Here is an 11,989-nt window from a genome sequence, read left to right as displayed (position 1 = left end):
GTTCTAATCCGGTTGGAGTTGTTCAAACTCTGTTCTTTTGCTATCAAACCAAGCTTTCATTGCTTCTGGATCTTGCATCAGTTTTTGAATTCGTGCCATCGCTTCTAAATGCTCAGCATCTTGTTGTTGAAACATCTCCATTCCATGCTGCTTACTCAATTCAGCAAGCTCGTCAAAGGTGTTAGCACTAAAAGTTTTATCGCAAGCACCACCCAGTTGTTTGCATGTCATTGTCTTCATCGGTTTATCCCTCAATCTTAATTTATCTAATATGACCCGATTAATTGTAGTACAAACCAGTTTAAAATTGAGGTTCAACTATTTCTAAAGGTACACCGCTTTGTACTAATATTGCTGCTTTTGCTTTGCGCTTAGACATATCAAATTCGTCCATAAAAGCTTCTAAGTTCTCCGGAACTACTAACATTTTTTCTCGCCATTACTTCTCGTTAGTGGCTCGTGAACCTCCATGAAGACACTACTGTCAGGCTCTAGTGTCATTTTTACTGGAGTGTTAACGACGGTGACCTTTTCTTTGCGAGAAACGCGGTTAAATAACCATTCGATATCTTTTGGCTCCATCCGGATACAACCAGAACTTACACGCAACCCGATACCAAAATCCTTATTGGTGCCATGAATAAGATAATCGCCTACACCATAAGCTAGGCGCAATGCATATAAGCCTAGAGGATTATTCGGTCCCGCAGGAACAACCTGAGGCAACTCAATACCATTGGCTAAAGACTCGGCTCTAATTGTTTGAGTTGGAGTCCAAGTAGGGTCTTTAATTTTTTCGTTAATATAAGAGACCATTTCAGGAGTATCGCGTCCAATACGGCCAATGCCAACAGGAAAAACGTGTACATGTTTTTTATCTTTATCAAAATAGTAGAGTCGTAATTCTGCAAGGTTAATTACGATCCCTTCGCGCTCTTTCGACGGCAAAATAAACCGTGATGGTATAGTGAGGACCGTCCCTTCTTCAGGTAAAAAAGGGTCGACCCCTCTGTTAGCGGCCATTAGAGATAAAAAACCAACATCATATTCTTTCGCTATTTGAGCCATTGTTTGGCCTTGTTCCACCAAATGATTTTGAACCCGCCCAACTAAACGACTGCCATCGGTAGGAAGCTGATAAGTTGCCGCCTGTAGAGGCGAAATCAGAAATAAGCAAAACAAAACTATCCATTTAAAGTTCATCAAATATCGGTTCCTTTTCAATTCGATACACAAACTCATCATCCGTAAATAATAGATTACAATAAAGTAAACCGATCTTATACACCAGAACTGTCTACCGCCCTTGCCAATGGTTATAAGCAATAAAAACTGGGTGATGTATAATCTAGTCAAAGCTAAGCTCATATATCGGCCACAACTGAAATAAAGTTAACTATATGATTTTAAATAAATGTTAAGATGTATGCTGATATAATGAAATGAAATAAACTCTATGAGAACACTGTTTAACACATTACTTTTTTCCGTATTGATGAACACATTTGTTGGCGGTTCTATTTTCCTTATCAGTACGCAAACGGATTTTATATCTGTCAATTTCATCTCGGATTACTTTTTTTATTCGGTAGTTATCCAGTGGGTTGTTGGCGTCTTTTTTATGGTTTCAACACCAACGACTGCGCGCTATATAAATCACAGCCCGAATATCGCAACAAGAAAGGCGGCTTCAATAAGTGATAGCTCGGGTGAACAGGCGTTTACCTATGTCGATCTGCCGTTAAGCCAACGGCTTTTTATTTCTGGTACGGTCAGTCTGTTGATCTGCTTAATTATTTGATAGGGATTACGTCGCCACCATTAGGCGATAACGCTATATAAGATAAGAGCGACAACTAAATCATTCTATTTTCTCTCTCTTAAAGAAGCATCCGCTAAATTTTACTAAAGTTGCACTTAAACAGCGTAAATATTCACGCATGTACGAAAATCCCGCAAGGATCATGTTTCCAAATCCCTTTAATTTTTATACTCGTTGGCTTGATTCAACTTATTTTCGAATCGGCTGTTGCCCCCAAGGAGTATTATGAAACCTCAGCAAAAACCCGCTAACCCGAATTTCTCTTCTGGCCCTTGTGCCAAACGCCCAGGATACGATGTAAATCAATTAGATTTGTCAACATTAGGACGTTCTCATCGTAGCGCAATTGGCAAAGCCGCATTGCAATCAGCTATTGAGCAAACAAAGACAGCCCTTAATATTCCAGACGATTACAGGGTTGGAATTGTGCCCGCATCAGATACCGGTGCGATGGAAATGATACTTTGGTCCATGCTAGGCCAAAACCCTGTTGATATTTTCACATGGGAATCATTTGGTGAAGAGTGGCTAACCGATGTAACTAAGCAGCTCAAACTCGATGATGTACGTCACTTTGGCGCCGATTATGGACAACTACCCGACCTTACTCAGGCTAATTCCGATCATGATGTCGTGTTTACATGGAACGGTACAACATCAGGTGTGTGCGTCCCTGATGGCAATTGGATTGATGATTCACGTAAAGGGTTAACCATCTGTGATGCTACCTCTGCCGTCTTCGCAATGCCAATGCCGTGGGAAAAGTTAGATGTCACAACCTATAGTTGGCAAAAAGTACTTGGTGGTGAAGGTGGTCACGGTGTCATCGTGTTGAGTCCAAAAGCCGTCGCACGATTAGAAAGCTATACACCAAGTTGGCCTATGCCTAAAATCTTCCGACTAACTAAAGGTAATAAACTTATTGAAGGTATCTTTAGTGGCGCTACCATCAACACTCCGTCAATGCTATGCGTAGCCGATTACCTAGACGCGTTACAGTGGGTCGAATCCATAGGTGGCCTTTCTTCTTGCATCAACAAATCTCGCGAAAACCTCGCGGTCATGGAACAGTTTATTGCAGAAAATGAGTGGATAAACTTCTTAGCCGAAGACCCAGAAACACGCTCCAATACCAGTGTCTGCCTCTCTTTAGACGCAACACCCGATCAGGTTAAAGCCTTAGTTAAGTTGCTCGATAATGAAGGCGTTGCCTACGACATTGGCGCTTACCGCGATGCTCCTGCAGGGCTTAGGATCTGGTGCGGCGCAACGGTCGAATCAAGTGATCTTAAATTGCTGCTTCCTTGGCTTAGCTGGGGTTATCAGCACGTTTGTAAATAATCATAAGGTCTCTATTTTTGGATAGAGACTCATGTATAAGAGAGTCATGTCAATGAGAAAAATTCGTACTTATAATAGTATCAGCGCCCATGGATTGGACCGTTTTCCTCGTGATAGCTATGAGGTAGCCAGTGAAATAAGCGAGCCCGACGCCATTATGTTGCGCAGTCAAAGCTTACATGAAATATGTTTCCCTGATCGAGTGAAAGCGATTGCTCGATGTGGAGCAGGCGTTAATAATATTCCAGTGAGAGATTGTACTCATCAAGGAATCGTTGTATTCAACACGCCCGGTGCCAATGCTAATGCCGTTAAAGAGCTTGTCTTGACTGGTATGTTGATGTCTTCACGTAACATAATTAGTGGTATCGACTTCACCAGAACCCTTGTCAACGAACTCGACAACCCTCAGTTTTCAAAACTCGTTGAAAAAGAAAAGAAGAATTTCGTAGGTTCAGAGTTAGCAGGAAAAACATTGGGTGTGGTTGGTTTGGGCGCTATTGGAGCCAGTGTCGCCCACGCTGCGCTAGCGTTAGGTATGAATGTTGTTGGTTACGACCCGGCACTCAGTGTCGATACCGCATGGCGACTCTCTTCACAAATACAACGAGCCGAAAATCTACAATGGCTACTTTCTCGCAGTGATTTTGTCAGCTTACACGTTCCTGCCAATGAACATACTAAAGATATGCTTAACACCGAGACCTTCTCCCATGCAAAACCCGGCTCCGTGATACTAAACTTCGCTCGTGGTAGCATTGTCAATCAACAAGCCTTAATGAGCTCACTAGAACTAGGCACCGTTAAGCAATACGTTTGTGACTTCCCATCACCGGAGCTCCTAGAGCACCCTAAGGTTATTTTGTTACCGCATCTTGGCGCTAGTACAGAAGAAGCAGAACAGAATTGCGCCACGATGGCAGCCGATCAACTAATGGATTTTCTTGAAAATGGCAATATTCGTAATTCTGTTAACTTTCCAACCATTCGTTTAGATAGAACTAAAGGTTATCGAATTGCTTTTGCCAATGACAATGTACCAAAAGTATTGAGTCAGGTTCTTGTGGTTCTATCTGATTTAGAAATTAATGTTATCGATATGCTTAACCGAAGTCGCGATGACATTGCCTACACAATCGTCGATATAGAATCGGAACCCACCGAGCAGCTATTGGCTCAAATAACCGCAGTAGAACATGTATTTAATGTCAGTGCGTTTTAACTGAATAGGATTTCTGGGGGAGTCTTTCGACTCTCCTTTTTTATACGTTGCTGTTGGGTGTCCGAGCGGACAAACACTGTAAAAATACAAACCTAGTATGATTAAATAAAGTGACCGTTTACTAAAACACCAATCGGATCAAAAAACGAATAAATCGTTTGACCTGACTATGGGGGAGCCTTTATAGTATGGCGCTTTTCGACTCGCTAATTTATTTCAGAAAGGTTGTTTATGGCTATTGGTTTTGATTTTGGTACTGCAAATTGCTCGGTAGCACGTATAGTAGATGAGCAGGTGCGAGTCATCCCTCTATCTGAAAATGATGTTTACCTGCCATCAACACTCAGTGCTCCCAACGCAGAGACAGTATCTGAATACTTGTTTAAATGCCTGAACATCAAGCCTGCCAATACTATTGGCGAATCTGTTCTCCGTCGCGCCATAAAAATTAATCATGAAGAGGGATTAAACGTTCGTCACGATGATGTCCATTTTGGCCAATCAGCATTAGACCTCTACCTAGATGATCCTAAGTACGTTTACTACGTACAATCACCAAAATCATTTTTGGGTACGCAAGGCTTGCGAGACGTGCAACTTTCCTATTTCGAAGATCTCATCTGCGCCATGATGGCAAACGTAAAACAGCAAGTAGAAAAGCAACTCGACAACGCTGTTTCAGACGTAGTTATTGGCCGCCCTGTTAATTTTCACGGTAGGGGTGGCGAAAAGTCCAATATCCAAGCAGAAGGGATATTGCGCAGTGCGGCTAGGCGTGTGGGTTTTAAAAATATTGAATTTCAGTTTGAGCCTGTTGCAGCTGGTTTCGAATATGAATCCACTTTAACCGCTGATAAAACGGTATTAGTCGTTGATATCGGTGGTGGTACGTCGGATTGTTCACTTATAAATATGGGCCCCAGTTGGCAAGGTAAGGCGAACCGAACAGACTCACTTCTTTCGCATAGCGGTTTATCTGTTGGTGGGAATGACTTAGATATCGCGATAGCTTTCAAAAAATTCATGTCTGAATTTGGCTTAGGGACCGAACAACTCTCCGGATTACCCGTCCCTATTTCTCAGTTTTGGAACTGTGTTGCAATCAATGATGTAATTGCTCAAAGAGATTTTTACACACTTGAAAATTTGAAGCAGCTGTTAGATCTGACCAAAAACGCAAAGCAACCTGAGAAAATCAGGCGATTGTCCTACCTCCATAAAGGCACATTAGGACACAGCGTTGTAAGAGAAGCTGAGCTTGCAAAAATCGCATTGGGCAAGCAAGAGCAGTACGTCTCCAGCCTCAATCTATTAGAAGACACCGTAGAACTTAACCTACTAAAAGAACAGATGGCTGACGCCATTTCTGAACCTGTCAGAAAAATCACGCGGATGATTAAAGAGGCAGAACAACAAGGACAGACCAAACCAGATGTCGTCTATATGACGGGTGGATCAGCGCGATCACCAATACTGAGAGCAGCAATAAAATCGGTATTGCCAAATACCGAAATCGTAAGCGGTAGCTATTTTGGCTCGGTAACGGCTGGCTTATCTCGTTGGGCAGACGTTTGCTTTAAGTAAATTTAATCGAACTATATAAAAATAAATAACCCCTTTTGAAAACTCATCCGTTTATATACGAAACAGACTGAGACACAGAAGGAAATTCATATGACTTTAGGCAAAATAACAACGGTATGCGCCGCACTAACAATGGTAATGGGTTGCAGTGACAAATTAGCGAACGAACAAGACCAAGCATCGAGTTCAAAAAAAGATCAAGCCGTCATCGCTGATGTTATAGCCCGAGAAACAAAAGCGCACGCGATACAAGAGCAAGAAATTTATACCGTTGCAACATTAGAAAGACAATCGAAATCTAAAATATCCAATCAAGCCGTGCGCGCTATGCCAGCATCACAAATGGATACGATGCTGAGAATCGAACCGCCTGTTTACAATCAAAATAGAGATAACTACCTTGAAAGCGTAAGTAACAACGTCCATCAAGTTATTAACGCGCCTCTATCGACCTTTTCAATTGATGTCGATACAGGCAGTTACACCAACGTTCGAAGTTATTTGAATATGGGACAAAAACCCCCTGTTGATGCCATTCGTGAAGAGGCGTTTATCAACTATTTCGACTATCAATACGCGCCACCAGAAAACAAAGATCAACCGTTCTCAGTAAACACGGAGATAGCACCTTCTCCGTGGAATGAAACAAGGCAATTACTTCGAATCGCATTAAAAGGTTATGACATCCCTCATTCAGAACGCAAACCTTCCAACCTTGTTTTCCTCGTGGACGTTTCCGGCTCTATGAACGACGCAAATAAACTACCTCTGCTCGTTCGCAGCCTCTCAATGCTAGTCAAAGAGTTGAGTGAGAATGATAGCGTAAGCTTAGTCACCTATGCTGGCCATTCAAGTGTGGTTCTGAAACCAACAAAAGGAAACGAAAAAGAGACCATCATTAATGCACTAAAAAACCTAACAGCGGGTGGTGGCACATACGGAGAAAGTGGTATCACTATGGCTTACCAACAGGCAAGAGCGAGTTACATTGAAAACGGTGTGAATCGAATTATTTTAGCCACCGATGGCGATTTTAATGTCGGCGTAACCAGCATTGACGCGCTAAAAGAGACGATCGCGACAGAACGTAAACAAGGTATTTCACTCACGACAATCGGGTTCGGACGCGGCAATTATAATGACGCTATGATGGAACAGTTGGCCAACATTGGTGATGGCAATCATGCTTACATCGACACGCTGCATGAAGCGAAGAAAGTATTATTACGCCAGATGAGCGGTACGCTTCAAACCATTGCTTCAGACGTTAAAATCCAAATCGAGTTCAACCCTGATATCGTCAAAGAGTATCGCCTTATCGGATATCAGAATCGTATGCTAAAAGACGAAGATTTTAACAACGACAAAGTCGACGCGGGAGAAATAGGAGCGGGCCATACTGTCACAGCACTTTATGAATTAACCCTTGCTGGTAGCAAAGGTCAAATTGACGATCTGCGTTACGGCGCAAAAACCGCAATAAAACCAAATTTCGACGGCGAAGTTGCACAGGTAAAAGTTCGCTACAAACGACCAAACTCTAATGACAGTACATTGATATCTACGATAATCAGTAGCGAACAGATTAAAGAACAATTTAGCCTTGCTAGCGAAGACTTCCAATTTGCCTCTAGCGTGGCGGCGTTTGCACAAAAACTCAAAGACAATAATTATCTAAATGATTTATCCTATGAGCAGATCGCTGATATCGCACGAGAAAATAGAGGTAACGACCCATTCAATTACCGCGGTGAATTTATTAGCTTAGTTGAAGTAACTCAGAGTCTTTAATGAAAAACCGAACCGACGAACAACTGATGACCGTATTTGGTAAGGGCGACCAAGTCGCCTTTACCGAACTCTACCAACGGCACAAAGGACCACTCTATCGCTACTTTGTGAGGCAACTCGACCCTTCGCAAGGTGCGCGTGCAGAAGAGTTGTTCCAAGAGGTATGGTTCAAAGTAGTAGATAAAAGAGAAACTTATCAACCGTCCGCCAAGTTCACTACATGGATCTATAAAATCGCGCACAATCTAGTCGTAGATGAGTTTAGAAAGCGCATGTCTGAAAAAGCCTACAATACGCAACTCGACAATGAGCCATCTGAAGAGTTGTACGACCCAACCGAACAAAACAAAAGTGCCATCAAACATTGCATGTCACTGCTCGCTCCGCTTCAGCGTGAAGCTTTTCTACTACGATACGAATCTGGTTTTGAACCAGCACAAATTTGCAGCATTGTTGAGGCAAAACCAGAGGCAATAAAAACACGGCTTCGCTACGCATTAGATCAACTGCGTCAATGCTTAGCACGTAAATTGGGAGGTCAGGAATGAACAGGCCATTAAAAGATGAAGAGATCGTTTCCCTTTATGAACAAGGTGCAACGGAGTCACCCTCACCCGATTTAGACAAAACGATATTAAATTACGCGAACACTCAAACTAAGAACAAAAACCAAAGAAATTGGTGGCCATACTTTGGGTTAGCAGCATCCGTCACCTTTGTCACCCTTCTCGCACCATGGGAATGGGCTGAGCAAACTTTAACGGCGCCTACTCAACTCGATAATCAACAACAAACGCAGCAAATGGAAGCCGCACTTAACAAAAGGGTAACATTAGAGAAAAAGGCAAAAGAAATGAATGTGGAATCTTTGCAATCTCGTTCATTAATGAAGTCAGCACCTCAAGCCGAAGTGCTCGAAATGCGAATAGAACAAGAGCTAGCGAGCGCGGACGATTATATAGATGAACAACCTTCACCTTTTAAAGAAGTCGAAGATCTACTAGCAAATGGTGAGAAAGAGCAAGCACTCAAACTGTTAGAGGAAATCCTTACTGAAAACCCTAGATTAGAAATACAATTACCGGAAATTCTGAAAGCATTACGATTAGATGACGCAGATGAGTAGCGAGTATCACTATAGTTAGCTTAAGCCGACGGCTATACGTGTGATTCAGGTTTGAGTGAAATACTCATTACATTATGATTTGGCTCGCTTTCTATATCCACAACGGACCAACCCAATGAGATATAGAGAGGGGCAACGTTGGTATAAACATAAAGCTGATCCTGAATTTGGTGCGGAACTTGTCTAACACCACAACGTATCAACTTACTGGCGATACCTTTTCCTCGCCATTCTTCACGAACATATACCGCATTTATCCAAATTACCTCACTGCTTTGGTGAGGTTCTTTAAAGCGGCTATACGCTAACCCACCAACAACCTTACTACCAACAACCGCAACGATGACAAGAGGAAGATCAACACCATCACTATACGTATCTTTGAATCGAAAATCTGACCATTTTGCCTGAAAAAGACGCTCCAACTCATCAATAAACAACGGATCGGAAGTGCACTTAATCAATTCAGCCTTTTCAATTTCTGTCACATTGTCTCCAAGATATCTCATTCTCGAACCACGATACTACCATTATATAGAGTTTCGGTTGCCTACGTTGAGGCTTAAAGAAAACCATTGGTAAAAAAACGCCAGTCAGATTATTAACTGACTGGCGTTTAAATAAAGGCTTTCAAGAAATAGTATTTAATCCACTATCCATTCTTAGGTGGAGTAAATGCCATTAATCCCGGAGCTTTGCCTTTGAACTTCTCTATACGAACCAGAGAGGAGTTAGCAGCACAACCGTTAGCTAATCGCGAGGTTGGAATATCACGAGTCAACACATTTGGTCCACCGTTACGACATAGACCATTTTCATCTAGATCTGGCCATGCACCTTCATGTACACAAACTGTACCCTGCTTAATACCATCAGTCACCAATGCGCCGACTAGGATCTGTCCACGATCGTTAAAGGCGCGCACCAAATCACCATTCGAAATACCACGAGCCTTCGCATCATTTATATTGATCGAAATTGGTTCACGATTAGCTATCGCATATTGTTCACGAAGTTTCGCGTAATTAAACTGACTATGTAAACGGTCTGCAGAATGCGAAGTGATCATGGTTAATTCATCTTTCTTAGCGCTGCCTTTGTACTCGTCTGGCTCCATCCAAGTTGCATGAGGTGGACAATCTTGTAAGCCAAAGCCTTCAATCGTCTTGGAGAAAATTTCAATTTTACCGGAAGGTGTCCCTAGCGGATTCATGATTGGATCTTTACGGAAACCGGCATGGCGCACAAACTTTTCATTCTTTTTGTTCGGTTTCATCTCAATCAATTCATTAGTGTCCCAGAATTGATTGAACTTAGGCATACGAACACGTGCACGTTTTGCCCCTTTCGCAGCTTCGTCATAAAAATACTTCAACCAATCCATTTCCTCTTTACCTTCAGTAAAGATTGCACGGCCTTCTCCAGGTATTAGAAGTTCAGACATACCAGCGAATACTTCAAAATCGCTTCGAGATTCAAATTGAGGCTCAATAACTTTTGGCATTGGTACAATATGCGCTTTTGAGTAGTCCCCTGTCATGGTCATGTCGTTTCTTTCAAACGATGTCGTGATTGGGAATACGACATCCGCATGTTTCGCAGCCGCTGTCCAATAGATTTCTGACACAACAGACAACTCGAGTGTTTGCCACGCTTTAACTAAGCGATTGGTATCTTGATGGTGTGTAAAGTTGCCCCCACCAGTCCACCAGACAAGTTTCAATTCAGGGAACGTTAATTCATGCCCGTTATGCATGTATTTTTTGCCTGGATTTTCCAAAGCTTCAACAATACGAGCAACAGGCAAAGCATTTACCGCTTCTTTTGAAGCTGAGCGTGCACCCGACTTACCAGCTTTTCCAACAGTAGCTCCCATTGCTGGAAGAACACCGCCATCACGAGTTGGATTACCACCATTAGAATAGTGGTAAGAAAGCCCAAAACCACCACCGGGAAGTCCAATTTGTCCCAACATTGCCGCCAACGTCGCTAACATCCAATGACGTTGTTCACCGTGTTGCTGGCGTTGCATAGACCAACCAGACATTAACATAGTACGATTGCCGCTAAAGATATCCGCTAATGTTTCGATCTGCTTCGCTGGCACGCCACAAATGTCTTCAGCCCACGCTGGAGTCTTTGGTATACCATCAGATTTACCCAACAAGTATTCTTCAAACTTGTCGTAGCCAACGGTATATTTGTCTAGGAAACTCTTATCGTGCTTTTTCTTATCCACAAGAGAGTAAGCAACACCGAGCATCATCGCTGTGTCAGTAAATGGATGGGGGGCAATCCATTGTGCTGCATCGCCGAAGAAATCGATGGTTTCAGAGCGCATTGGGTCAATGCAAATAACCGTCTTACCTGATTTTTTAAGCTGATGGAAGAACTCGATACCTGAGTTTTCTGTCGACGTCCAAGCAATCTTTAGTGTATTCATTGGGTTCATGCCCCACATGACCACAACGTCACTGCTTTCCATTACCACAGGATGTGTTGTCTGCTGCTCATACACTTCAATTGAGCCCATAACGTGAGGCATGATCACTTGAGTCGCCCCTGTAGAATAGTCACCAAGATGGCTTGTATAACCACCAGCAAGAGACATATAACGACGTAGCAGTTCACGGCCTTTATGTAACACACCCGATGATCGCCAACCATATGCACCTGCAAAGACAGTCTCATCACCATATTTGCCACGAATACGCATATGTTGGTCATGAACAAGCTTCATTGCTTCATCCCACGAAACTCGAACGTATTCGTCTTTACCACGTGGTAGAGCCGGATTTTCAGGGTTTTCTAAATAGCTTTTACGTACCATTGGGTACTTAATACGCGCTTTTGTATGTACTTGGTCCGGTCCAGTTGTTTGCAAACTGTTTGGTACTGTTTTTGGCAATGCTCCTTCTGTTGCAACCAACTTACCATCTTTAACCATGGCGTAGAGTGGGCCCATACGAGATGCCGTTAACACCCCTTTCCCTTTCACGTTCGCTTTTGCAGACAAGGGTACTAATGATGTAAATACACAAGCACCAGCAACAGCACCTGTACTTTTCAGAAAGCTACGACGGGTAAAATTTGTCATAGAGAT

General features: G+C 42.7%; 10 protein-coding genes and 1 pseudogene. 7 read left to right on the top strand and 4 right to left on the bottom strand.

Annotation, left to right across the window (positions count from 1 at the left end; all coding sequences use genetic code 11):
• Positions 1-3: 3 nt before the first annotated feature.
• Entirely contained in the window at positions 4-240 is a 237-nt protein-coding gene (locus tag PGX00_RS19760) for a DUF1059 domain-containing protein (protein WP_272139780.1), read from the bottom strand.
• Between the two features lie 61 nt (positions 241-301).
• Positions 302-1,203 (bottom strand): annotated as a pseudogene (locus PGX00_RS19755) (L,D-transpeptidase family protein).
• A gap of 253 nt (positions 1,204-1,456) precedes the next feature.
• On the opposite strand from PGX00_RS19755, the gene PGX00_RS19750 reads away from it, so the two are divergent.
• The 7 genes from PGX00_RS19750 to PGX00_RS19720 all read left to right on the top strand — a co-directional run bounded on the left by PGX00_RS19750 (position 1,457) and on the right by PGX00_RS19720 (position 8,886).
• Positions 1,457-1,801 carry a hypothetical protein gene (locus tag PGX00_RS19750; RefSeq protein WP_272139778.1) on the top strand — a complete coding sequence of 115 codons (345 nt, stop codon included), beginning with the start codon at positions 1,457-1,459 and terminating at the stop codon, positions 1,799-1,801.
• A 246-nt stretch (positions 1,802-2,047) separates the two neighbouring features.
• On the top strand, positions 2,048-3,163 hold the full coding sequence (locus PGX00_RS19745) for a phosphoserine transaminase (RefSeq protein ID WP_272139776.1): 1,116 nt from the start codon (positions 2,048-2,050) through the stop codon (positions 3,161-3,163).
• Between the two features lie 52 nt (positions 3,164-3,215).
• Complete coding sequence (locus PGX00_RS19740; protein WP_272139774.1) at positions 3,216-4,385, top strand: phosphoglycerate dehydrogenase; 1,170 nt, start codon at positions 3,216-3,218, stop codon at positions 4,383-4,385.
• 231 nt (positions 4,386-4,616) lie between these two features.
• Positions 4,617-5,969, top strand: coding sequence for a molecular chaperone (gene yegD, locus PGX00_RS19735; RefSeq protein WP_272139772.1), 1,353 nt, complete (start codon positions 4,617-4,619; stop codon positions 5,967-5,969).
• Between the two features lie 90 nt (positions 5,970-6,059).
• Complete coding sequence (locus PGX00_RS19730; RefSeq protein WP_272139770.1) at positions 6,060-7,760, top strand: vWA domain-containing protein; 1,701 nt, start codon at positions 6,060-6,062, stop codon at positions 7,758-7,760.
• A complete protein-coding gene (locus tag PGX00_RS19725) occupies positions 7,760-8,308 on the top strand; it encodes a sigma-70 family RNA polymerase sigma factor (protein ID WP_272139768.1) in 549 nt (182 codons plus the stop codon). The genes PGX00_RS19730 and PGX00_RS19725 overlap by 1 nt, the downstream gene beginning before the upstream one ends.
• Positions 8,305-8,886: a hypothetical protein gene (locus tag PGX00_RS19720; protein WP_272139766.1), complete on the top strand. Its 582-nt coding sequence runs from the start codon at positions 8,305-8,307 to the stop codon at positions 8,884-8,886. The genes PGX00_RS19725 and PGX00_RS19720 overlap by 4 nt, the downstream gene beginning before the upstream one ends.
• Positions 8,887-8,918: 32 nt before the next feature.
• Here the strand turns inward: PGX00_RS19720 and PGX00_RS19715 are convergent, their stop codons facing one another.
• Positions 8,919-9,365 carry a GNAT family N-acetyltransferase gene (locus tag PGX00_RS19715; protein WP_272140933.1) on the bottom strand — a complete coding sequence of 149 codons (447 nt, stop codon included), beginning with the start codon at positions 9,363-9,365 and terminating at the stop codon, positions 8,919-8,921.
• A 173-nt stretch (positions 9,366-9,538) separates the two neighbouring features.
• Positions 9,539-11,983 (bottom strand): molybdopterin guanine dinucleotide-containing S/N-oxide reductase, encoded by a 2,445-nt coding sequence (locus PGX00_RS19710; RefSeq protein ID WP_272139764.1) that lies wholly within the window; start codon positions 11,981-11,983, stop codon positions 9,539-9,541.
• Positions 11,984-11,989 lie beyond the last annotated feature (6 nt).

This window comes from Vibrio algarum, from assembly GCF_028204155.1.
Taxonomy (GTDB): Bacteria; Pseudomonadota; Gammaproteobacteria; order Enterobacterales; family Vibrionaceae; genus Vibrio; species Vibrio algarum.
This window is presented reverse-complemented; position numbering and strand designations above follow the sequence as displayed.

Bases quoted from the DNA above. Each gene is read 5' to 3' on its own strand.
- PGX00_RS19720 (WP_272139766.1), top strand. From the start codon at position 8,305: ATGAACAGGCCATTAAAAGATGAAGAGATCGTTTCCCTTTATGAACAA.
- PGX00_RS19730 (WP_272139770.1), top strand. From the start codon at position 6,060: ATGACTTTAGGCAAAATAACAACGGTATGCGCCGCACTAACAATGGTA.
- PGX00_RS19760 (WP_272139780.1), bottom strand. From the start codon at position 240: ATGAAGACAATGACATGCAAACAACTGGGTGGTGCTTGCGATAAAACT.
- PGX00_RS19750 (WP_272139778.1), top strand. From the start codon at position 1,457: ATGAGAACACTGTTTAACACATTACTTTTTTCCGTATTGATGAACACA.
- PGX00_RS19710 (WP_272139764.1), bottom strand. From the start codon at position 11,983: ATGACAAATTTTACCCGTCGTAGCTTTCTGAAAAGTACAGGTGCTGTT.
- PGX00_RS19745 (WP_272139776.1), top strand. From the start codon at position 2,048: ATGAAACCTCAGCAAAAACCCGCTAACCCGAATTTCTCTTCTGGCCCT.
- PGX00_RS19740 (WP_272139774.1), top strand. From the start codon at position 3,216: ATGAGAAAAATTCGTACTTATAATAGTATCAGCGCCCATGGATTGGAC.
- PGX00_RS19725 (WP_272139768.1), top strand. From the start codon at position 7,760: ATGAAAAACCGAACCGACGAACAACTGATGACCGTATTTGGTAAGGGC.
- yegD (WP_272139772.1), top strand. From the start codon at position 4,617: ATGGCTATTGGTTTTGATTTTGGTACTGCAAATTGCTCGGTAGCACGT.